This window comes from Lentzea sp. NPDC058436 (assembly GCF_042721515.1).
Lineage (GTDB): Bacteria > Actinomycetota > Actinomycetes > Mycobacteriales > Pseudonocardiaceae > Lentzea.
This window is the reverse complement of sequence record NZ_JBHXLF010000001.1, coordinates 1523628-1546016: the sequence shown is the minus strand read 5'-3', so window position 1 is coordinate 1546016 and position 22389 is coordinate 1523628. Positions and strand designations below refer to the sequence as shown.

Below are 22389 nucleotides of genomic sequence, written 5' to 3'. Positions count from 1 at the left end.
GTCGCGAGAACCGCAGAGGTGACTCGATACAACGCCAAAGGCCACCGGCGCACTGCCGTCTTCTCGGGTACGCGAACCACAAAGGGCTCCTTTCGTCCCCACCCACGAAACTCGGTCCGGCCTGAACGGTCCAATACCGTTCAGGCGGAGCCGATACCGCGCGGGTATGGCGGTGAGGCGAAAGGATCAGTCAGTCGTGGACGTCGGCAACAGCAACGTGAACCGGGTGGGCGAGCGGTCCGTCAACGTGAGGCGCCCTCCCTCCGCCTCGGCCAGACTGCGTGCCAGGCCGAGGCCGATGCCGTGCCCGGTCGCCGCGCGCGGGCGGGGAGCGAACAGGTCGGCTTCGCCTGTGCTGCCCTCGTCGGCGACATCGACCGCGAACGCGCCCGCTGCTTCTCTCGCGATGACCGCGACGGTTCCTCGCCCGTGCACGAGCGCGTTGTCCACCAGCACGTTCAGGATCTGTCTGACCGCCGCCTCGGAGGCGGCGAGGGGTGGTGCGTCACGGATGTCGACGCGCAGGACCCTTCCTCTCACCTCGAACTGGGCGCGCCATCCATCCGGAGCGTCCGCCAGCACGGCGGCGAGTTCGACGGTGGCCCGCGCGGGACGCGGTGAGTCGCGGGTCAGGGTGAGCAGATCGTCGATCGTGCGCTCCAGCCGGTCCGCCGCCTGCACACCGATCTCCAGGGCGGGGCGTGGATCGGCCGGGGCCTCCAGTGCCGCCTCCAGTTGAAGGCGGAGCCCGGCCAACGGTGTCCGAAGCTGGTGCGAGGCACGTGCGGTGAACGCACGCTCGCGTTCGAGGGTGTCGCCGAGGCGGCGTGCTGTGGCGGTCAGTGCGTCCGCGACACCGTCGATCTCCTTGATGCCACACGGTGCGGCCTGCACGGTGAAGTCGCCCTCGCCGAGGTCGCGGGCGAGGTCGGCGAGGTTCTCCACGGGTCTGGTCAACCGGGCGGCCATCCGCCGGGCGACGCGCCAGGTGATCAGCACCGCCGCCGTCGCGCCCGCCGCCATCGCGAGCCACACCAGCAGGGTCAGCCCCACGACCTCGGTCAGCGTGGTCGACGCCCGGACCACGGCTGTGACCTGACCGGACCGGACGATCGGCACGGCGACCACGATCTCACTGGACGTCGAGCCGACGACATCACGGGTCCGCACCGCCTCGGCGACCACGTCGTCGCCCGCCGGGCCGGTGCCGGTGAGCACCGCCCCGGCGGGCGAGTAGACCGCGATGGTGGCGTCGGCGGGCGCGGGAGGCGTGGACCCAGACGGATCGTCTGTGACCGTCAGCGCGGCCCGCACCGCGATCCGTTCGAGTTCGGCGCGTTCGTCGCTCAGGTTGTACTTCGCCACGCCGACCGCGAGTGGAAGTCCGAACAGCACGATCGCCAGCACTGCCGCCGTCACCGCCAGCGTCACGATTCGTTGGCGCATGGGCTCAGTGTGCCCGAACTGCCTGTGTCGTTCAGGACGTGACGATCTCCGCGACCTTGCTGACCGGCTCTCCGAGTGCGTCGAGGGCGTCCGAGAGCGCCTTGACCTCGTCCTTGCTCAATTCCGTGTACAGCTTGAAGCCGTCACCCTTTCGGTGTGACTCCAACAGCTTGTCCAGCGCCGCGAACTTGTCGTCCAGTGTGGACAGCATCGCGGCGTCCTTGTCCTGGATCACCGGTCGAAGAGAGGCGATCGCGGCCTTGGAGCCGTCGACGTTGCCGCGGAAGTCCCACAGGTCCGTGTGCGAGTAGCGGTCCTCTTCGCCGGTGATCTTGCCGGTGGCGACCTCGTCGAGCAGGCCCTTGGCGCCGTTGGCCAGGTCGAGTGGCTTGAGCTCCACGCCCTTGGCGAGCTTCACGACCTCCTCCACGTCGGCGCGCAGCCGGTCCGCCATCTGGGACGTGTCAGCCTGGGCACCGGAGACCCAGAGGTCCTTCTCCAGCCGGTGGAAGCCGGTGAACTCCACGCCCTCGGCGATCACGTCCTCTCGACCGTCGATCTTCGGGTCCAGGTCCCCGAAACTGCCGGCGACGGGCTCGATGCGCTCCCAGTACGTGCGGGCGATCGGGAACAGTGCCTTGGCGTCGTCGATCTTCCCGGCCTTCACCGCGTCGGTGAACTCGATGGTCCTGGTGAGGAAGCTGTCCGCCTGGGAGTTGACGTAACGCTGGTAACTCGTTGTCGCCTCCTTCAACTTGGCGTCGGTGTCGGTCGACTTCTTGCCGTCGCCGCTGACCGTGAACTCACTGCGGATGCCGTCGCCCTTCATGCCGGGCTTGCAGGCGGTCTGCAGCTTGCCGGCTTCGGTGACCTCGACGATGAGCCGCCGGGTGAGGCCCGGCCCGATGTTCTCGACCTCCCCGAGAATTCGGTCGCCCTCGGCGTAGAGGTAGAACTCGGTGACCTTGGTGCCCTTGTTGGTCACCTCGAACGTGACGTTGCCGGTGTTGGCGCTGCTACGGGCGACTTTGCAGGCGTCGTCCGCAGCCTCGACGGCGATGGGACCGTCCGCGCCGGAAGCGTTGTTCTGGGGGGAGCCGCAGGCGGAGAGCGCGAGCAGGGCGCTCACCCCGAGGATGCGGGCAGTCGACACTGGATTTCTCCGCTTTCTCACTTGGACGCCGCACGGGTGCGCGGCCGGATCAGGAACAGCGGCAGCACCACGGCCACGTAAGCGAGCCAGGCGACCGCCTGGAGCACGGTGGTGCGCTGTGAGTAGTTGAAAATTCCCTTGAGCAGGGTGCCGTACCAGGAGTCCTCCGGGACGGCGTCGCTGAGGTCGAACGCGAGGGTGTTCAATCCCGGCAGCAGGGCGGCTTCCTGGAGGTCGTGCAGGCCGTAAGCGAGAACACCGGCTGCGACGAACACGAGCAGTGCACCAGTCCACCGGAAGAACTTGCCGAGGTCGAACCTGATCGCGCCCCGGTAGAGCAGGAACGCCAGTGCCACCGCGATCGCGAGCCCTGCCAGGAATCCGATCAGGGGCTGCACCGTACCGGCCCCGGCACTGTCCACACTGGAGTAGAAGAAGACCGCGGTCTCCAGGCCTTCTCTGCCTACCGCGAAGAACGACAGCACGATGACAGCGCGCGGACCGAGGTCGAGCGCGTGGCTCATCTGACCGCGAAGGTCCGACGCGATGGTCCGCGCGGTCGCCCGCATCCAGAAGATCATCCCGGTGACCAACACGACGGCGATGATGGACATCGCGCCGCCGAAGATCTCCTTCTGCTGGAAGGTCAGCGTGGCCGCTGTGTAGGTGATGATCGCGCCGACCGCCACGGACAACGCGACCGCGATCCCCACGCCGATCCACACGAACCGCAGCGCGTCGCGCCGTTCGGTGCGGACCAGGAACGCGATCAGGATGCTCACCACCAGGGCGGCCTCGAGCCCCTCGCGCAACCCGATGAGCCCGTTGTTGACGAGCACGTGCCACCACCCTAGGTCAGGTAAGCCTTCGCTTATTTCTACAAGACTGTAGAAGACGCTTACCTGTGTTTGTCAAGGCGGTGTGACGCAGCATTGCCGCAGGTCACAAAGTTGTGACGGTCATCATCGGGCGAAACGGATGTTCTCATCAGAACACCGGTGGATCTTCATCGTTCTCTCATCTGACACCGGCACCTTCGTGGCATGAAGGTCGTTCCGCTGCCGTCCATCGCCCTCATCGGCGCTGCGGCGATCGTGCTCGGCCTGGGTATCACGGCGCCGCTCGACCCGGTGGCGACCGTGATCAGCGACTACGGGTTGGCCGCACCGACCGCTGCCTACTACCTGCTTTCGATCGCCCTGCTCGTGCTCGGCGGTACGGCTGCGTTCTCCGGCTTGCCTCTGGGCGCCGAGTTCCGGCTCTGGCAGGCGGGTCTCGCACTGTGCGCGCTCTTCCCGACGAACAAGACAAGCGTCGACATCACGTTCACAGGTGAACTGCACAGGATCGGCGGGGGACTGGCGCTGGTGTGCCTGCCGCTGGCGAGCCGGCACGTGGCCCGAACCCTCGGCGCCGCACAGGTCGGTCCCTGGACGGCAACCGCGATCGCGGCATCCGTCCTCTTCGGGCTCGCACAGTTCGCATGGACACCGCTGATCGACGTGCGGGGCTTGCTCGAACGCATCGCGCTCGGCGCCCAGATCGGTCTGCTGCTGGTGATCGCCCACGCACCCCGACGGAGGCTTGCATGATCTTTCTCGCGACAGTTCTGGCCGTGGTGGCGGCATGCTGCTTCGCCGCTGCCGTCCACCTGCAGCACCGAACCGTGCGCTCGACCAAGGCGTCGCGGGTGATGTTCGACCCACGCTGGCTCGCCGGCGGTGCCCTCGCCGCGATGGGCGCCGGCCTGCACGTCGCCGCACTCACCCTCGCTCCGGTCACCGTCGTGCAGCCGATCGGCGTGCTCAGCCTCGTCGTCACCGCGTTCGTCACCAGGCGTGCCCGTCGGGCCGCGCTTGTCGTCGCCGCGGCCACGACCGGATTCGTGTTGCTGTCCGCCACCAACACGCCGCCGACAGCCGTCACGAACCTGCTGCTGGTGGACCTCATCGCGATCACCGCCGCGGCGCTCGGCCTCGCCGCTGGACGGGGACGGTGCCTGGTGTCGGCGTCAGCGGCCGCCGTGCTGTTCGGTCTGGGATCCACTCTCGTTCGAGCGGCATCGGTGACCGGCTCGCTGGCATTGGCCGCGCAAGCCGTCCTGCTGGTAGCCGTCGGAGCACTGCTCGTGCACCAGGCGTATGCGGCCGGTTCGACCGCGACGGTGATCGCGGCGACCACGGTGATCGACCCCATGACAGCGGTGCTGGCGGGATTCGGCGTGCTCGGCGAGGTCACTCCGCCGCTGATCGCGTCAGCGCAGGTCCTCGCCGGTCTCGTCGCAGCGGCTGGCGTTCTCGCTGTCGCGAGAGCAGGGGACGAGCGCGCGGAGCTGGGCATCCGTCAACCGGGCCCGTTGCGGGTGCTGATCGCGGCGGACACGTTCCCGCCCGACGTGAACGGCGCGGCGACGTTCGCGGCCCGGCTGGCCGCGGGCCTTGCCGAGCGGGACGTCGAGGTCCACGTCGTCTGCCCGTCGACCAGCCGCGTTTCCGGAGCCGATCTCTTCGGCGCTGTTCAGGTTCACCGCGTTACCTCGACGCGCACGCCGTTCCATCGCACCTTTCGCGTCTGCACACCGTGGCGCGTGAGGGCCGAGCTGCCGGCGATCCTCGCGGCCGCGGATCCGGACGTGGTGCACGTCCAAGCTCATTTCGGCGTCGGCCGGACGGTTCTGGCGATGGCGCGAGAGCGTGGTCTGCCGGTCGTCGCCACCAACCACTTCATGCCGGAGAACCTGCTCGCTCACAGCACGTTGCCCGGATGGTCCCAGCGCGCCATCACGGAACTGGGCTGGCGAGACGTCACTCGCGTGTACCGGGGCGCTACCGCTGTCACAGCGCCGACGCCACGCGCTGCTGAACTGCTGCAACGCAGGGGACTCGCCGTCCGCGCCGTGTCGTGCGGCATCGACCTCGGCCACTACGCCAGTCACCGCGAACCCCGCACTGGACCGATGGTTGTCACGTTCGTCGGACGACTCGACCGAGAGAAGAACGTCGACGACCTCATCCGGGCTGTGGCATCCACAAAGGACGTTCGCGCCGAGGTGGTGGGAGACGGCACCTGCCGGGCCGAATGGGAAGCCCTCGCGATCCGGCTGCGGGCGCCCGTCACCTTTCACGGTTACCTGTCCGACGACGAGATGCTTGCTGTCCTCCGCCGGGCAGACGTCTTCTGCATGCCCGGCACTGCCGAACTGCAGAGCATCGCGACCCTCGAAGCCATGGCCGCCGGACTTCCCGTCGTCGCGGCCAACGCCATGGCCCTGCCTCATCTCGTGCACCCCGGCGAGAACGGCGACCTCTACCCGCCCGGCGACATCGCCGCTCTCGCAGCCGCGCTGACCGCGCTGGCCGACCCCGAACTCCGAATCACCGCCGGCCGGGCCAGCCGCCGCATCGCCGGCGACCACGACCTGGCCCGCACCGTCGACACCTTCCACACCACCTATCAGGGCCTGACCGACATCGAGGAGAACAACCGTGTCCCAGCAGGAACCGCCGGAGAACCCCGCCACGGACAGCCGGCCTGAGGCCGTCGCCGACCAACCTCCACCTCCGCAGCCCGCGACAGAGCGCTCTCGTGGCCGAGCTGCCCGATTCGTTCGTCACCGCGCGACGCAACTCGTCGCGGTCGCGGTGCTCGCCGCGGTCCTCGGCGGTGGAGCGGGAGCGCTCGCGGCACACGAGGACGGCGAACCAGGAACCCATCGGGAACACCACCGTGGCGATCACGGCGATGGTGACGACCAAGAAAGCGATCATGAAGGTGACCACGAGGGTGGCGGCGGCCGTTAGGCCCGCAACCGTCTCCCTGATCGCGACAGCACTGTTCGCGATCCTGCTCGTACTGGTGCTGACCGCCTGGAGCCCGTTGATGACCGCGGACATCGCCGTCCTCAACGGGCTCCACGCCCACGCCCTGAAACATCCCGCCTTCGTCGCCACGATGAAGACCATCAGCAACGCGGGCTCAGCGCCCGTCTACACCGTGCTGTTCACCGGGATCACCGCCTGGCTCCTGTACCGCCGGCGATTCCGCCAGGCGACCTTCGTCGCCGTCGCGGAGATAGGCGGCGGGCTGCTGAACAGCTTGCTGAAGTTTCTCGTGCACCGTCCTCGCCCGCTGGTACTGGACCCGGTTGCGCAGGCCAGCGGGCTCAGCTTTCCCAGTGGACACGCCCAGTCCGCTGCCGTGGCCGCCACCGTGCTGCTCGTCGTGTTCGCCGGTGAACTCAACCGTGCGGGCCGGTTCGCGTCGTACTACCTCGCAGTGCTGGCGGTCGGGTTCGTCGGGTTCTCCCGAGTAGCGCTGTCCGTGCACTACGTCTCGGACGTGCTCGCCGGCTTCTGCGCGGGCATCGCCTGGGCAACCTGTGTCCTGATCCTCACTGACCGTGCGTGGGCCGGCCGATGAAGGTGCTGGTGATCGACGACGAGGCCGGATTCGCCGCCGCGCTGCGCGATGGGCTGGTGGCTGAAGGGCATGCAGTCGATCACGCGGGGAACGGCGTCGACGGCTTGTGGCTCGCTCGCGAGAACCCCTACGACGTCATTGTTCTCGATCTCATGCTGCCTGGCATAAACGGCTACGAGGTGTGCAAGTCGCTGCGAGCGGAGCAGAACTGGACGCCCGTCCTCATCCTGTCCGCGAAAAACGGTGAGTGGGACGAGGTGGACGGACTCGACGTCGGCGCCGACGACTACCTCACCAAACCGTTCTCCTACCCCGTCCTCCTGGCTCGGCTCCGAGGCTTGGCTCGCCGCAGGGCGACCCCTCGTCCTCCGGTGTTGATCGTCCAAACGAGCATGGGGGAGTTGCAGGTGGATCCTGCTGCGAGGAAGGTGCTCAGCGGCGGCGCCGAGATCGAACTCACCGCTCGTGAGCACGTCCTGCTCGAACTGCTGGTCCGGCGCGCGGGAACGGTGCTCAGCAAGACCGACATCCTCCAGCAGGTCTGGGACCTGCACTACGAGGGTGATCAGAACATCGTCGAGGTCTTCATCAGGCGGTTGCGGTCGAAGCTGGGACAGGATCTGATCGAGACAGTCCGCGGCCTCGGCTACCGGCTCGTCGGTGAGACCCGCGATGGGTAAGTGGACTCGCACCATGCGGACTCGAGCGACCGCGGCGGCGGTGGCCGTCGTGGGCATCGCCCTGATCTTCGGTGGAATCGTGCTGGTGATGGTCGTGCGCTCGAACCTGGTCACCAGCGTCCGGACGACGACCGAGGCACGGGCAGCTGCCATTGCCTCGAAGACCGCCGAAGAGGGCACCCCGACGCTGCCCGAGGATGAGCCGAAAGGCCAACTCGTTCAGGTACTCGATGCTCAGGGAGCAATCGCGGCCGTCAGCGCGAACGCCCGCGGCATGCCGCTTCTCTCCGGCATACTTCCGGGGTCGTCCGAGGAGATCAGCCTGGACGCGTCCGGCGAGCGGTTCCTGGCCGTCGTCGTGACCACCGACGTCGCTGAGCCCAAGTGGACGGTGATCGTGGTCCAGGACCTCGCTGAGCCCCTGACGGCGACCAGGCTTCTGATCGGCCTTCTGGTCGCGGGATTCCCCGCCTTGCTAGCCCTGGTCGGTATCACGACCTGGCTGGCCGTCGGCCGGGCACTCGCCCCTGTCGGGGCAATCACCGGGGAAGCCGATGCCATCACCGCCAACGAACTCCACCGGCGAGTCCCGGAACCGGACACCAACGACGAGATCGCAAAGCTCGCCCGCACGGTGAACACCATGCTGGACCGACTGCAGAAATCCAGCGACAGCCAGCGCCGTTTCGTGTCCGACGCGTCCCACGAACTGCGCACACCGGTCGCCACCATCCGCCACCGAACGGAGGTTGCTCGGGTTCATCCTGACCGCTGCACAGTGACCGACCTGGCTGACCCCGTTCATGACGAGGTGATCCGATTGCAGAGTCTCGTGGACGACCTGCTGTTGCTCGCCCGTGCCGACGAGTCGAACCTCGGCCTCCGCCATGTGGCGGTGGATCTGGACGATCTCGCCTTCGCTGAGGCACACCGCCTTCGCACCTCGACATCGCTGAGCATCAAGGTGGACACGGTGTCGGCAGGCCGGATTGCGGGTGACCCCGGGGCACTGGGGCGGGCCGTCCGCAACCTGGCCGACAACGCCGCGCGACACGCCAAGTCAACAGTCGCGTTCACGGTGGGGGAGAGTAGTTCCGAGGTGTGGTTGGAGGTGAACGACGACGGTCCGGGAATCCCTGCCGCACAACGTGATCGCGTGCTTGAGCGGTTCGTCCGCCTCGATGACGCACGTGCTCGTGACAGCGGCGGCAGCGGCCTCGGACTAGCCATCGTCACCGAGATCACGGCCGCACACCGCGGCGCCGTCACCATCTCGGATTCACCCTGGGGAGGCGCACGAATCCGACTCGGTTTCCCCGTGACGCCTGACCGCTGACCAGTGCGTTCAGCACCGGTTCAGCTTCGGCTCGAAAGCATGCGGGTTGTCGGCCGAACGAGCCGGCACCTGAAGGAGAAATCGATGAAGAAGCCCAGGTGGGTAGCTGCGGCCGCGCTGGCGGTGGTCTTGGTCGGTGGCGGCGCAGGTCTCGCGATCGCCAACACCGCGGGATCTGACGCGACCACGCCGTCAGTCGAACAGGCTGACCAGCCGGAAGGCCCCAACGACCAGCCGGACGGCGTGAACGACCAGCCGGAAGGGCCGAACGACCAGCCCGACACCGACAACGTGAAGTCCGGCAACTGACGAGGTCGGCATCGCGCGGTGAGCCTGCGGCCTGAGCGCCGCGGGCTCACCACTTTGGCGTGTGCTCCACAACGGAAATGAGTCCTGAGCGATTGCCGCCAGCCCCACGGCTCGACGTTGCTGGACGACTTCTGCCCGACGGGCGACTGATCAGTGCGCCGCTGCCGCTTGCGATCGCGACGTGCGGTGAAGCAAGTAGCTACGACAGTCCGGCGCCGACCACGACCGCTTTCACGACGCCCGTTGTGTCGAGTACCTCGTGCAACAGGTCGCGTGCTGTGAACACGGTACTCGCCCACAGTGTCCCAGCCGGAATCATCAACGATCCGAGGACCAGAGTGGGCCGATGGGGCGAGGGGTAGTTCGCGAGGACCACCGGCGCGACGTAGGCCCCCGCCGGCGAGGCCTACTGCGGAGCGGGCACAAGCCGACCCCGTACCGGCGGGATGTGAGTCTTTCAAGGCGTCGCGTGCGACCGGGACTGTCATGCCGCGTGCGCTGCGGTGGCAGCGGATCCTGACCGACAGGACCACGGCGAGCATCCGTCGGGATCGGAGTCGTCCGGATTGGTCGCGACGATCCGCAGCGACGTCGACGTTGCAGGTGGATCGAGGTCGACTTCGTCGAGGGGCTTGCAGGACCGGTGGAGGAAGTAGTGCCCGCGAAGTTCCTGTCCTTGTGAGCTGGCTCGGGGGTATCCGTTGCGGATCGCTTTGTCGAACTCGACGGCGTTCGACCATGCGTCAGGGTCGTGGTCGCGGATCCATCGCCAGCCCGCGTTGCCGTGGAACGGGCACCCGACGCACGCGGACTTCACGGTTGCCCGAATCCGTGCTCGGTGAGGTAGTCGACGCATCGTGCGCGGTCCCAGCCGAGGTCGATCAGCGGAAAGACGTTGCGTATGTAGCGCACGCCTGAGTCCTTCGCGCGGGCGAACTCATCGGTGCTGATGCCGATGGCCTGCTCGATGTAGGTTCCGCGCGGGACACGTCTGGGATGCGGGTAGCCGAGGAGTTCGCGGGCGGCCTTCTTCAGCGGTGAGATCTTGTATTCGTTGGTGCACTGCCTACGAGCCATGCCTTTGGTGCCGTCCGGGTTGCGCACGTGCAACGGCATTGACACGAAGCGGTGGGCCGGGTCGAGTGAGTCGTCGCGGATGTTGCCGGCGGACACGGTGCGCACCGGGATGTCGAACTTCTCTGCGTAGGAACGAAGCCGGCCGACGTTCGTGTACACCGCTGCTGGTTCCCAGCCGGTGTCGGCGAACAGGGCGACGTCGAATTTGGGGATCTCGCCGTGGCAGGCGAGCAGCAGCACGGTGGTGCTCTGAACGCCCGCGCCGAGTGAGAGACATCGGAGTGTGGGGGGAGTGTCGTGTGTGGACCATGGACTGGTCATGTTGTCTCCCTGCTGTTCGCCAGCCCGTCGGTGTGGTGGTCGTTGGCGAGGAGTGCCGCGAGGTCGGCTTGCAGTAGCCGGATGGCGTGGACGGCCTGTTGCGGGACGACTCCGTTGCCGAGTGCGCGGAGTTGCGCGGTCCGGGGCAGAGGGAGCGCGGTGACCCAACCGCGGGGGAGCCCCATGAGGTGTTCGACGAAGGGAGGGGCGAGTACGGGCTTGCCGTGCTGCCCGGGTTGGGTGGGGTGTGGCGCGGGCTCGCCGAGCAGGTGTTCCCACTGTTCGATGGCCGAGGCGTAGTCACCCCAGTTCATCGGGGCGCGTTGGGCTGCAATCCGACGTTCTGAGAGAGGAGTTGGAGGATCGCTGACGGCAACATGAGGTCGCCTTTCGAGCCGCGTTGAGCTGGGCAGCCCTTGGTCCCGTCGGTCGCGCGAGGGGTTGGCAAGAGGGACGGAGGGGTCTGCTCCAAGAGGCGGCATTGGTCGGTCAGGCTCGGCCCGCCGTCCTGTTTGAGGTGGGTGGAGGCGTTCGCGTCCGATGCTGTTGGTGTCGGTAGCAACCGCGCCGCGATGGACAACGGTGTACCCATCCCATTGCCGTTGATCTTGCGTGCTCGATGAGTCTCGCGCCGAGCTAGCCAGTGATCGAGGTCCTCGGCGTCGTTCGGGTTGGTCGCGGTCGGAGTGGGCAGGAGTTTCACGACCGCGTTGACCGCGTCGTGCAAGCTGACCTGGTGTCCAAGGGCTCGGCGCCGTGCCGGGTCGGCGGCGCCGCGGTTGTCGCCGTCGCGCGCTTGCGGAGTGGGCAGCATCAGCGGCTCGCGGCCAGGCGAGCAGGAACACCCGCTCCCGGCGGTGTGGCGCGCCGATCTCGGAGGCGCGGACGCTACGCCAGAGCGCGTCATACCCTGCTTCGGCCAGGTCGCCGAGTACGCGGTGAAGGCCGCCGTTGCGCCAGCGAAGCGCGGCGACGTTCTCCACGATGAGGAACGCTGGTCGTAGTACGCGAAGGCCCGCCACGATGTTGGTCCACAAGCCACTGCGCTCACCCTTCTCGATGCCGACCCGTTTGCCGGCGGCGGAGATGTCCTGGCAGGGGAACCCGGCGACGAGGACGTCGACAGGTTCCACCTCGGACCAGTTGATGGCGCGCAGGTCGCCGAGGTTCGGCACGCCGGGCATACGCACGGCGAGGATCTGCCGCACGTGCGGATCGGGGTCGGCGCACCACACGATGCGGCCGCCGCCGAGTGCGGCGAGCACTCCCAGGTCGAGCCCTCCGTAGCCGGTGCAGAGGGATCCGAGCGTCGGCTCGGTGTTCATGCTGCCCAGCCCGTGGAGGCATCGGCGTCGAGCGTGGTCGCGACTCGGCGCCCGCCAGTGAGTGGCGTGCGGAAGACGAGCACGTCCTCGTGCGCGATGAGGTGGAGGGGTAGTCCGGCCTCGCGCTGCTTGCGGAGGAAGTCGCGTTGGAAGAACGAACCTCGGGCGACGAAGTCGTGCTCAGCCACCCGCGCGAGCAGCGCGACGCATCGTTCGACGGGAACCAGGCCGGCGTTCCGCCCGCAGCTGAGGATCTGTGAGGGCAGGTCGATGAGCTCGGCGTGCTCGCGCCACGGCCGGACCGTGATGGCGATGTGCCCGCCAGGACGCATGAACTCGGTGAGCGCGGCGAGGATGCGGGTGAAGCCGCTGAGCAGGCGGTGGTGCCCGATGTTGGCGAGGTTGCCGCGGTCGAGCGTGCTGCCGTACTGGTGGAAGTACTTCTGGATGCCTTCGCCCGGTGCGACCGCGACTCGGCCGTGCGTCGATGGTCCGTACGGCGGAGACGTCACCACGAGCGCGGCTTGGCCGCGCAGTTCGGCGCGGAGCAACGTGGACAACTGGCGGGCGTCGCCGTGGAAGATCTGTCCGTCGTGGTCCACACCGTGCTCGGTCGCGAGAGCGAGGTTGCTCCTGGCGACGGTGACCCAGTGAGGCTCGTACTCGACACCTGCGGCGCGGCGTCCGAGATGGACGGCCTCGACGAGCGTCGTGCCGATGCCGCACATCGGGTCTAGTACGAGGTCGCCCGGTTTCGTGTAGTGCGCGATGGCGTAGCGCGCGACCTCGGGCAGCATCTTCGCGGGATGGGCGATCGATTCACGGGTGTAGCGGTTCTTGCGCTGGGCGGTGGGCGAGTGCTGGGCCGTCGACCACACGGACACCGGGAGTTCGCTGTTCATCGGATGACCCCCGCTTCGAGAACCGCGTGCGCTTGGGCATGGGCGACGTGGTCGTGCGGTTGGGCGAACACCAGCACGTCCGAGTGAATGCGGTGATGCGGTGCGGGGAGGCCGCGCATCGCAGATCGGTGTCGAGCTCGACGGAGTTCCCTCGCGCCGTGGTCTTCCAGGTCCACTTGGAACGCGCCTCCGCGAATCGGAGCGTGTACCGCGACGATGTGCTGCAGGTAGAGCAGGTCCGCGTGCTGGGCGCTGGTGACGAGCTGACCGGTGCGGTCGGTGAGTTCACCGCTGGACGAGGTGCTGTGAGTCAACGCGACGAAGATGCCGCCGACTCGAAGGAAGTGTGCAGCCGTGAGTACGACTTGGTCGGCGACGGCGGCGGTGATCTGTTGAGGAGGCGCGCTGGTGATGACCAGGTCGGCGCTCGCAGCCGATCCCGATTCCACATAGGACTCCGTGTTCGCGCGACGACCGAGGTTGTTCACGACTTCGGTCGCAGACGCGGCGGAGCTGGAGCTGGTCGGCCACGGCAGGGCGACGACTCGTTCGCGAGGACGGCTGAACGCGCGGACCACTTGTTGGACGAGGCGGACTGGCCACTCTTCGGCGAGCGGGACCGGTACGGGTCCGCAAGCCCACACGGTTGCCGGTGTCGGACTTGTCGTTGGCGAGGGCGAGCGCCTCGCCGGCCGGGCAGGGCTGACCCTGCTGACGTTGGGCGCGGTCGGGTACGGCCGTCGGCTGCCGGGGACGGAAGGCGGTCGAACTCCAGGACGCCGAGTCGTTCCGTCAGCGCCTTCGGAATCACGGGTTCGCGTCACGGATCCTCCAGGTGGTGATTGACACCCCTGAACTCCGAATGCGGATCCTGTTCGGGACGTGCGAATCTCCGGACGGCTCAGAGATCGGTGACCGATCGAGTACCGGACAGGTACCGCGCCACAAACCTGCTGGTAGTGGAGGTGTGGCCTGCGGGCTGCGTGCCGCTCATTCGCAGCTGCTGCGGCTCGCGTGAATGTGTTTGGTAAGGGCTATGTCATTGCCTGGTCAGAGTTCGGTCATGGTCGGCATGGCGCCCTGATGGAGCTGGATTTCCGCTTCGTCAGGAGTTCCGATGCTTTCCACAACCTGCCCAGGTATCACTGCCGACTCGATGCCGCTCGACGTCTTGCGTTCCGCTTTCGCGTGGCTCGTCACCGGTCCTCATCCGGTATCCGTCGACGGACGCCTGTTCGACGGCTTGCCCGATCGGCGGCTGCGGCTGGACGACGTCCGCGACCTCTTGTTGCGCCGTACATGCCCGCAGAGCGTCCGCGACGCCGTGTGGATCCACCTGGTTCGGCTCGCCAGGACCGAGGGTTCCACGTGGACGGTCGCGTGCGCCGGGATCGCCTTGCCGGCGCTCATCAACGTCGCATCGAAGCTGACCGCGCGGTTCGCCGACGATCCGCGCGACGTCCACAGCGCGGTTCTCACCGGCTTCCTCGCCGAACTCTCTACCGTCGACCTCAACCGTCCGCGCGTGATGGTGCGGTTGCGCTGGGCCGCCTACCGCTCCGGGCACGCGGCTCTTCGCGAAGCACTGGACACGCCGACTCCGTCTGCCAGCGCGATCGCTTCGGCATCTCCTGCTGTGCCGTGTGGCCATCCGGATCTCGTCCTCGCCCGTGCCGTCGAGGACGGTGCGATCTCGTCCACCGAAGCCGAACTCATCGGGCTGACCAGGCTGGAAAAGGTACCGCTCGCCGAAGTCGCCGAACAGCGCGGCGTGAGTTACGAGGCCACGAAGAAGGCCCGCCAACGAGCTGAGCGCCGCCTCGCCCTGTACCTGCGCGACGACGTCAGCGCGGTGTCCCCGAACACGTCCGGATCCGGAGTTCAGGGGTGCGAGAGGCGACCGATCGCCTCCGCGCACACCAGCTCGCACGAAGTGCCTGCGGCCTCGTCGAGCTCGACTCCGGGGGTGCCGCGATGCGCCTGATTCGTTCGTTCCGCAACAGCAGCCGGGTTCTGCTCCTCAGCGAGTTGCTCGTCGTCGTGCTGCTGCTCGCCACGTCAACCGCGTCCGCGCAACCAGTGCACGTGGTCGCGCTCGCGTCCACGTTGGACGAAGTACTCAACAACATCCGCAACTGGATCATCGGCATCGCCGCCGCCATCGCCACCGTGTGCTTCTCGATCGGCGGGCTGCGGCTCCTCGTCAACGGGTCGGAACCCGGCGAGGTCGACAAGGCGAAAGCGTCGTTCAAGGCAGGCGGTGTCGGCTTCGCCATCGCCATGCTCGCGCCGTTGCTCGTCGCGATCCTGAAGACCTTGGTCGGAGACCGGTGATGAACGCCGCCACAACCAAGCGGCGGATGGCGTGGGCGGTATTCGGCGCGCTGGCCGCGGTGCTCAGCCTCGGAACCACCTCGGCGGCTGGGGAGCCGCAACCGCCCAGTCCGACCACGACGACAACGAGTCCGCCGACGACCTCCGCGCCACGTCCGTCGACACCACCCGCTCCAGAGCCTGACGAGTGCGGGATCACCGACGTCGGCGCGTGCGTGGCAGAAGGCATCACGAGCTTCTTCTCGACGCTGGTGGTCGGTGCGCTCAACCCGCTGCTGCAGACAGTCGGCGAGACGTTGCTCGCCACACCTCGGCTGGACCAGGTCCCGCGCATCGCCGAGTTGTGGGAGTCCTCCCGCGGAATCGCCGTCGCGAGCTACGCCCTGCTCATCACGGTGGCCGGGTTGGTGCTCATGACGTACGAGACCCTGCAGACCCGCACGACGGTCCGCGAGATCGCGCCGCGCATCGTCGTCGGCTTCCTCGCCGCGAACCTGTCACTGCTTCTCGCGGGACGAGCTGTCGAGTTCGCCAACGCGTTGTCGTACGCACTCGTCGCCGGCGGAGTCGACCCGGCCGCAGCCGGTCAGCAACTCGCCGGGATGTTGGCGAACACCGTGACGAGCGCGGCGACCGGCGGCAGCATCTTCAACCTGCTCGTCAGCCTCGGCATCATCGTCCTGCTCGTGGCGTTGCTCGGGACCTACGCGGTGAGGGTCGCGGTGACCGCGTTGCTGCTCGCCGGTGCACCTCTTTGCCTGGTGCTGCACGGCCTGCCGCAGACCGACGGGATCGCGCGCTGGTGGTGGCGCGCGTTCGGTGGCGTGCTCGCTATCCAGATCGGACAGTCGCTGGTCCTGATCGTGGGCTTGCGCGTTCTGCTTTCCGACGGGGGCTTCACCATCATCGGTCCCGGTCAGGACAGCACGGTGAACCTCATCGTCACTGGCGCACTGCTCTGGATCCTGGTCAAGATCCCGAGTTGGGTCATGCAGCACGTCCAGCTCGGCGGGGGCCGCAGCTTCCTCGGTTCGTTGGTCCGCGGCTTCATCGCCTATAAGACCTTTGGCCTGATCCGTGGCGGCTCGTCTGGTGCCGCGTCGGGCGCCAGCGCTCGCGTGAGCCGCGCACCTGAGGGACCGCCAGACCCGTACTCGAACGTCAAGGCGACAGCGTCCGGTCAGTACATGTTGCCGTTGCCGGGCTTGAGACGACGACCCAAGCCCACGCCAGTGCCGTCGCCTCCTCAGACAGCAGGCACGCGGAAACCTCAGGGCCGACAGCTCGCTCTTCCCTTCGACAAGGGATGGCCTTCAGATCGGCCCGTGCTGACCCACAGCGGTCAGTACCGCCTCCCGATCGATGTTCCTCGTGAGGCGTCGAGCGATCCGATCCCGCCGAAGCCGGTACCCGTGCCTCGGCGGGATCAGGGCAAGCAGCTTGAGATCCCGTTCGATCCATATCGTGGAGTTCGTCCACAACGAAGCGGTCAGCACGTGCTTCCGCTCGATGTCGCGCGTGTCCCGAGGCCGCCGGCACCTCCTGTGCCCAAGCAACCTCGGCGGACCGCCGTCCGCGTGCACCAACCGGAACTCCCGTTCGACCCGTTCGCCCGGACTCGGCCACAACGTGATGGTCAGTACGCGTTGCCGCTGGAAGGTCTGACCCGAGTCGAACCTCCGTCGGCGCCGAAGCCGTCGCCATCTCCACGCAGGGCACGCTCGCGCCAGCTGAAGCTGCCGCTCGACCTGCCTGCACGTGCCACCGGGCCGACCAAGGACGGTGCGGCATGACACGACCCGTGCGGATACCCGCTGACGTCGACCGGCCCGACCGCGTCCTGTTCGGCTTGACCGGACGCCAGCTCACCATCGTCACGACGACCGGTCTGGCCCTCTACGTCGTGTGGGCGCTCACGCAGCGGTTCGTCCCGTTGCCGGCCTTCCTGGTTCTGGCGCTGCCGATCGCGACGTGTTCGGTCGTGCTCGCCCTCGGACAGCGCGACGGAGTCTCGTTGGACCGCCTGCTCTGGGCCGCATTGCGCCAGCGCCTGACACCACGAAGGCACGTCGCGGCGGAAGAGGACGGAATGGCGGCACCGGATTGGATTACCGCCAATGTGGAGCCCGGCGCCGACCGAGTGCACGCGTCGTCTCCGCTGCGACTGCCGGTAGAGGACGTCATGCCCACCGGAGTGGTGGACCTCGGCGCGGACGGCCTGGCGCTCGTCGCCGTGGCCAGCACCGTCAACTTCGCGCTCCGAACCCCGATGGAGCAACAGGCCGTCGTGGCGAGCTTCGGCAGGTACCTGCACTCGCTCACCGGGTCCGTGCAGGTGCTGGTTCGCGCGCATCGGCTCGACCTCACTGACCAGATCGCCGAGCTGCGGGACACTGCCGGCGCACTGCCGCACCCCGCACTCGAGCAGGCAGCTCGGGAGCACGCGGACTTCCTCGAACGCCTGGGCGCCGGATCAGAGCTGCTGCGCCGCCAGGTCCTGCTGGTGCTGCGCGAGCCGTTCGGGATCGCTCTGCAGACCAGAAGTGCGTTGCCGATGCTCGGTCGCCGCCGAGGACGGCAGGTGGGGGAGGGGACGCGCCGCGCTGCCGAATCGCGGTTGGTTCGGCGCCTGAACGACGCGATCGAACTCTTCGCGAGTGCGGGCGTCGTGATCACTCCGCTGGACGCTGGTCAGGCGACCGCGGTGCTCGCGGCGGCGTGCAATCCCGACACCCTGCTGCCGCCCTCGGCCGGACTCGCCAACGCCAGCGAGGTCATCACCACCGCGTCCGACTACGACTGGGAGCAGGCGCCATGATCAACGCGATTGTTCCGGACGCCATCTCGGTGGGCGCGAGGCACTTGGAGCTCGGCGACGAACGGGTGGCGAGCTTCGCCGTCACGGGCTTCCCTCGTGAGGTCTATCCCGGCTGGCTTTCCCCGCTGCTGAACTACCCCGGCCGGTTGGACGTCTCGCTGCACATCGACCCGGTCGATCCGGCGACGTCGGCCGCCCGCCTCAAGAAGCAACTAGCCCGGCTGGAGTCCGGACGCCGGCACGACGCCGAGCACGGACGGCTTCCGGACCCGCAAGCCGACATCGCTACCGCCGACGCGCACGACCTGTCCGATCGTGTGGCCCGAGGAGAGGGCAAGCTCTACCGAGTCGGCCTCTATCTCACCGTCCACGCCGGCGGCGAGCGCGAACTGGCCGACGAGGTCGCGGCGCTCCGGTCGTTGTGCGCGAGCCTGCTGCTCGACGCAAAGCACACGACCTACCGAAGCCTGCAGGGCTGGGTGTCCACGCTGCCGTTGGGCATGGACCTGATCGGGATGCGCCGGACCTTCGACACCAGCGCGTTGAGCGCCGCCTTCCCGTTCACGTCACCGGACCTGCCCGCGCCCGACCCGACGAGCGTCGCAGCCCCGTCGGGCGTGCTCTACGGCTACAACATCGGCTCGCAGGGCCTAGTGCACTGGGACCGCTTCGGTGCCGGGATGCACAACCACAACTCCGTGATCCTCGGCCGTTCCGGGGCGGGGAAGTCCTACCTGGTCAAGCTCGAACTGCTGAGGTCGCTCTACCGCGGTGTCGAGGTCGCGGTGATCGACCCCGAGGACGAGTACGTCCGGCTCGCTGCTGCGGTCGGCGGCGTGCAGGTGCGCCTCGGCGCCGACAACGTGCGCCTCAACCCGTTCGACCTGCCGGTCCACACCCGCGCAGACGGCCGCCGAGCCGCCCCGCGCGACGCGCTTCAGCGGCGTGCGCTTTTTCTGCACACCGTGATCGCAGTCCTCATAGGACGAGAACTCGATGCTGCCGAACGAGCGGTTCTCGACCAGGCGATCGCTGCGGCATACGAGTCGGTCGGCATCACCGCGGACTCCCGGACGTGGTCGCGGCCGGTTCCCACCTTGCGCACGCTGCGCGGCGTTCTCGACGGCTACGGGGACAAGGCGGCGACGGATCTGGCCGCGCAACTCGGGCCCTATGTCGACGGCGCGTTCAGCAAGCTTCTCGACGGCCAGACCACCACACATCCGGAAGGCCACCTGATCGTCTTCAGCCTTCGTGACCTGCCGGACGAGCTGAAGAGCGTCGGCACCGTGCTCACGCTGGACGCGGTGTGGCGGCGCATCACCAACCCGGCGATCCGCCGACCACGGCTCGTTGTCGTCGACGAGGCCTGGTGGCTAATCAAGGAGCCAGCGGGCGCCGCATTCCTCTTCAAGACCTCGAAGGTCGGCAGGAAGAACAACGCCGGCCTCACCGTGATCACTCAGGACGCGCTCGACGTCCTCGGGAACGAGATCGGTCAGGCCGTGGTGGCGAACGCCGAGACACAAATCCTGTTGAGGCAGGCTCCCCAAGCGATCGAGAAGCTCGCCCACCTCTTCCACCTCTCGGAAGGCGAGCAGGAGTTCCTGCTGTCCGCCGATCAAGGCCAGGGACTTCTCTCCGCCGGAACGCAGCGCGTCGCGTTCCAGAGCATCGCGTCTCCCGCCGAGCACGAGCTGATCACCACCAACCCGGCGGAGCTCACCGACGAACTCGGCGACGCGGAGGCGGCGTACGTCGACATCGACGACAACGAGGCGGCGTGATGAAGAACAGCTGGATCGACGACTACCTGACCGACCCAGGTTCAGGAATCGGTGACTTCCTCTCCGCCGCTCAAGACTGGATCGTCGCCTCCGGACCCGCAGTCGCGCCCGCGGCGGCGATCGGTGTCGGCGTTGTGTTCGCCGCTCGCCACGCCTGGCATCGCCGCTGCCACACGCGCCTCACCGCCGATGCTCGGATGGTCACCGTCCTGGTGCCGCCACAGCCGGATGCGACGGGCGGCGCGGCGCTCTGGTCGCACCTGGTCGGGCTTCTCCGCCCGGCTTGGCACCGCGCCCTCACCGGGCAACCGCACCTGGCCTTCGAGTTCACGTTCTCCCAGGCAGGAGTCGGGATTCGGTTGTGGGTGCCCGGTGCGATCCCGCCGGGCCTCGTGGAACGCGCCGTTGAGGCGGCATGGCCGGGCGCCCACACGACAACGACGGTGGCCGCACCACCTCTTCCCCTTGCCGATTCCAGCGAGCGGCTGCTGGCCGCGGGAGGCGAGCTGCGCCTCGCCCGTGAAGAGGCACTGCCCCTGCGCGTCGAGTTCGCCGCCGACCCTCTTCGAGGACTGCTCGGCGCCCCGGTCGGTCTGGGGCACAACGAGCACGCGTGTGTGCAGGTCCTGGCTCGCCCGGCCACAGGGCGTCGCCTGGCACGGGGACGACGTGCGAGCCGCAGCAGCACGAACCTCGCCGGGCACCTGCTCGACCTGCTCACGCCGGCGTTGAGAACTTCGCGGCGAGGATCCGGCAGCCGGACGCACCACGTCGCCCCGGAATACCGGCTCGAAATGTCGAGCCAGCACCGCGCGTCCGTGAACAAGCAGCGCAGCAGCCAGTTCGAGGTCGTCGTTCGGTACGGCGTCTCGACGCTGCTCGACGCCGATTCCTCGGAAGCGGACGTGCGTCGCGCAAGAGCTGCGATCCGAGGACGAGCCCATGCCCTGGCGACGACGTTCGCCACCTACACCGAGCACAACCACTTCACCCGCAAGCGGCTTCGTCGGCCGGTCGGCGCCCTCGCCGAACGCCGACTCGGTCGTGGAGACCTGCTGTCGGTTCCCGAACTGGCTGCCATCGCGCACCTGCCGACCGACGACACCCTCCCAGGCATTCAGCGGGCCGGTGCCCGAGCGATCGCTCCACCACCCGGGATCCCGGCGGTTGGCGAGGACATCAAGCCGCTCGGGCTCACCGACAGCGGACACAGCAGACCGGTAGGGCTCCGGGTGGCCGACGCGCGCCACCACATGCACGTCATCGGCGCCACAGGCTCCGGCAAGTCCACGTTGCTCGCTCAGCTCGTGCTCGCCGACGCAGAAGCAGGCCGTGCCGCGGTCGTGATCGACCCCAAGGGCGACCTCGTCACCGACCTCCTGTCCCGGTTGCCGGCCTCGGCCGCGGACAGAGTGATCGTCTTCGACGCGGACTCGCGGACCCGGCCGCCCTGCCTCAACCCGCTCGACGGAGGCGACCCGGACCTCGCCGTCGACAACCTCGTCTCGATCTTCCGCCGCGTGTACTCGGCGTTCTGGGGACCGCGCACCGACGACGTCATGCGCGCAGCCTGCCTCACACTCCGGCTGACGGACGGCGTTGCGACCCTCGCCGACGTCCCGAAATTGCTCGCCGACCCCGCCTACCGAGCCCGGACCACCGCCGGCGTCACCGATCCGGTCCTGCGTGGGTTCTGGAGCTGGTACGACGATCTCAGCGACGCGAGCCGTTCGCAGGTCATCGCCCCGCTGATGAACAAGCTCCGCGCCTTCCTGCTGCGCAGGTTCGTGCGCGACACCGTTGCGGCTGGCCGGTCCACGGTGGACATGAAGGAAGTACTCGACAACGGCGGAATCTGCCTCGTCCGCATCCCGAAGGGCTCACTCGGCGACGAGACCGCGAGGCTCGTCGGCTCGATCGTGGTGGCCAACGTGTGGCAGGTCATCACCGCCCGCGCTCGAACGCCACAACGCGACCGCAAGGACGCGTGTTTGATCCTCGACGAGTTCCACAACTTCCTGAACCTGCCGTACTCGGTCGACGACATGCTCCCGGAAGCGAGAGCGCTCCGGCTCTCGCTCGTGCTGGCACACCAGAACGACTCGCAGCTTCCGCGTGAGATGCAGGAAAGCATCTCGGCGAACGCCCGCAACAAGTTCTTCTTCAACGTCAGTCCCGAAGACGCGCACCACCTCTCCCGGCACACCGCACCGAGGATCTCCGCTCACGACCTGTCGCACTACGACGCCTTCCACGCGGCGGTGCGACTCGTCGTCCACGGCGCTGAGACCGAGCCCTTCACCGTGGTGACCGAGCCGCTTCCTCCCGCTGTGCCAGGACGAAGCCGCCTTCTTCGAGCGGCCGCGCGCAACAACCAGCGAATCCAGCCCAAGAGGGTCCACACGCGACCCAGCGACCGGATCGCACCCAGTCGGGCTGCGGACCCACGACGTGGCAACACGACCAGCTGAGCAGGGGAGTA

19 protein-coding genes and 1 pseudogene are annotated in these 22389 nt (G+C 67.9%); 12 read left to right on the top strand and 8 right to left on the bottom strand.

Features of this window, described 5'->3' with window-relative positions:
- Positions 1-186 precede the first annotated feature (186 nt).
- From ACFWN2_RS06395 to efeU, 3 genes are read right to left on the bottom strand one after another with little or no spacing between them, the layout of a single operon-like run.
- Positions 187-1446: a histidine kinase dimerization/phospho-acceptor domain-containing protein gene (locus ACFWN2_RS06395; protein WP_382425236.1), complete on the bottom strand. Its 1260-nt coding sequence runs from the start codon at positions 1444-1446 to the stop codon at positions 187-189.
- A gap of 31 nt (positions 1447-1477) precedes the next feature.
- On the bottom strand, positions 1478-2599 hold the full coding sequence (gene efeO / locus ACFWN2_RS06390; protein WP_382425234.1) for an iron uptake system protein EfeO: 1122 nt from the start codon (positions 2597-2599) through the stop codon (positions 1478-1480).
- A gap of 17 nt (positions 2600-2616) precedes the next feature.
- Positions 2617-3438 carry an iron uptake transporter permease EfeU gene (efeU, locus tag ACFWN2_RS06385; protein WP_382425232.1) on the bottom strand — a complete coding sequence of 274 codons (822 nt, stop codon included), beginning with the start codon at positions 3436-3438 and terminating at the stop codon, positions 2617-2619.
- Positions 3439-3642: 204 nt separating this feature from the next.
- Between efeU and ACFWN2_RS06380 the strand changes: the two genes are divergently transcribed.
- The 6 genes from ACFWN2_RS06380 (at position 3643) to ACFWN2_RS06355 (ending at position 9343) form a co-directional block, all read left to right on the top strand.
- A complete protein-coding gene (locus ACFWN2_RS06380; RefSeq protein ID WP_382425230.1) occupies positions 3643-4191 on the top strand; it encodes a DUF998 domain-containing protein in 549 nt (182 codons plus the stop codon).
- The gene (locus ACFWN2_RS06375) at positions 4188-6134 is read left to right on the top strand and encodes a glycosyltransferase (protein ID WP_382425228.1); all 1947 of its coding nucleotides are present in this window, start codon (positions 4188-4190) and stop codon (positions 6132-6134) included. Before ACFWN2_RS06380 ends, ACFWN2_RS06375 begins: the two co-directional genes overlap by 4 nt.
- 50 nt (positions 6135-6184) lie before the next feature.
- Positions 6185-7018 carry a phosphatase PAP2 family protein gene (locus ACFWN2_RS06370; RefSeq protein ID WP_382425227.1) on the top strand — a complete coding sequence of 278 codons (834 nt, stop codon included), beginning with the start codon at positions 6185-6187 and terminating at the stop codon, positions 7016-7018.
- Positions 7015-7698 carry a response regulator transcription factor gene (locus ACFWN2_RS06365; RefSeq protein ID WP_382425226.1) on the top strand — a complete coding sequence of 228 codons (684 nt, stop codon included), beginning with the start codon at positions 7015-7017 and terminating at the stop codon, positions 7696-7698. Before ACFWN2_RS06370 ends, ACFWN2_RS06365 begins: the two co-directional genes overlap by 4 nt.
- Before the next feature lie 49 nt (positions 7699-7747).
- Positions 7748-9034: a sensor histidine kinase gene (locus tag ACFWN2_RS06360; RefSeq protein WP_382425224.1), complete on the top strand. Its 1287-nt coding sequence runs from the start codon at positions 7748-7750 to the stop codon at positions 9032-9034.
- An 84-nt stretch (positions 9035-9118) separates the two neighbouring features.
- Positions 9119-9343 (top strand): hypothetical protein, encoded by a 225-nt coding sequence (locus ACFWN2_RS06355; protein WP_382425222.1) that lies wholly within the window; start codon positions 9119-9121, stop codon positions 9341-9343.
- Between the two features lie 813 nt (positions 9344-10156).
- Here the strand turns inward: ACFWN2_RS06355 and ACFWN2_RS06350 are convergent.
- The 5 genes and pseudogenes from ACFWN2_RS06350 to ACFWN2_RS06330 all read right to left on the bottom strand — a co-directional run bounded on the left by ACFWN2_RS06350 (position 10157) and on the right by ACFWN2_RS06330 (position 13094).
- A complete protein-coding gene (locus ACFWN2_RS06350) occupies positions 10157-10660 on the bottom strand; it encodes a hypothetical protein (protein ID WP_382425221.1) in 504 nt (167 codons plus the stop codon).
- 77 nt (positions 10661-10737) lie between these two features.
- Complete coding sequence (locus ACFWN2_RS06345; protein WP_382425609.1) at positions 10738-11055, bottom strand: hypothetical protein; 318 nt, start codon at positions 11053-11055, stop codon at positions 10738-10740.
- Complete coding sequence (locus tag ACFWN2_RS06340) at positions 11052-11555, bottom strand: hypothetical protein (protein WP_382425607.1); 504 nt, start codon at positions 11553-11555, stop codon at positions 11052-11054. Before ACFWN2_RS06340 ends, ACFWN2_RS06345 begins: the two co-directional genes overlap by 4 nt.
- Before the next feature lie 19 nt (positions 11556-11574).
- Positions 11575-12066, bottom strand: a pseudogene (locus tag ACFWN2_RS06335) (DNA cytosine methyltransferase); the annotation flags it as partial.
- Positions 12063-13094, bottom strand: coding sequence for a TRM11 family SAM-dependent methyltransferase (locus ACFWN2_RS06330; protein ID WP_382425601.1), 1032 nt, complete (start codon positions 13092-13094; stop codon positions 12063-12065). The gene ACFWN2_RS06330 and the pseudogene ACFWN2_RS06335, both read right to left, overlap by 4 nt.
- 1030 nt (positions 13095-14124) lie before the next feature.
- Between ACFWN2_RS06330 and ACFWN2_RS06325 the strand changes: the two genes are divergently transcribed.
- From ACFWN2_RS06325 to ACFWN2_RS06300, 6 genes are read left to right on the top strand one after another with little or no spacing between them, the layout of a single operon-like run.
- Positions 14125-14952 (top strand): hypothetical protein, encoded by an 828-nt coding sequence (locus ACFWN2_RS06325; RefSeq protein ID WP_382425220.1) that lies wholly within the window; start codon positions 14125-14127, stop codon positions 14950-14952.
- Positions 14943-15302 carry a pilin gene (locus ACFWN2_RS06320; protein WP_382425218.1) on the top strand — a complete coding sequence of 120 codons (360 nt, stop codon included), beginning with the start codon at positions 14943-14945 and terminating at the stop codon, positions 15300-15302. Before ACFWN2_RS06325 ends, ACFWN2_RS06320 begins: the two co-directional genes overlap by 10 nt.
- Entirely contained in the window at positions 15302-17095 is a 1794-nt protein-coding gene (locus tag ACFWN2_RS06315) for a hypothetical protein (protein ID WP_382425216.1), read from the top strand. The genes ACFWN2_RS06320 and ACFWN2_RS06315 overlap by 1 nt, the downstream gene beginning before the upstream one ends.
- Positions 17092-18120 (top strand): PrgI family protein, encoded by a 1029-nt coding sequence (locus ACFWN2_RS06310; RefSeq protein ID WP_382425215.1) that lies wholly within the window; start codon positions 17092-17094, stop codon positions 18118-18120. Before ACFWN2_RS06315 ends, ACFWN2_RS06310 begins: the two co-directional genes overlap by 4 nt.
- The gene (locus ACFWN2_RS06305) at positions 18117-19907 is read left to right on the top strand and encodes a VirB4 family type IV secretion system protein (RefSeq protein ID WP_382425213.1); all 1791 of its coding nucleotides are present in this window, start codon (positions 18117-18119) and stop codon (positions 19905-19907) included. Before ACFWN2_RS06310 ends, ACFWN2_RS06305 begins: the two co-directional genes overlap by 4 nt.
- On the top strand, positions 19907-22378 hold the full coding sequence (locus ACFWN2_RS06300) for a type IV secretion system DNA-binding domain-containing protein (protein WP_382425212.1): 2472 nt from the start codon (positions 19907-19909) through the stop codon (positions 22376-22378). The genes ACFWN2_RS06305 and ACFWN2_RS06300 overlap by 1 nt, the downstream gene beginning before the upstream one ends.
- Positions 22379-22389: the final 11 nt, after the last annotated feature.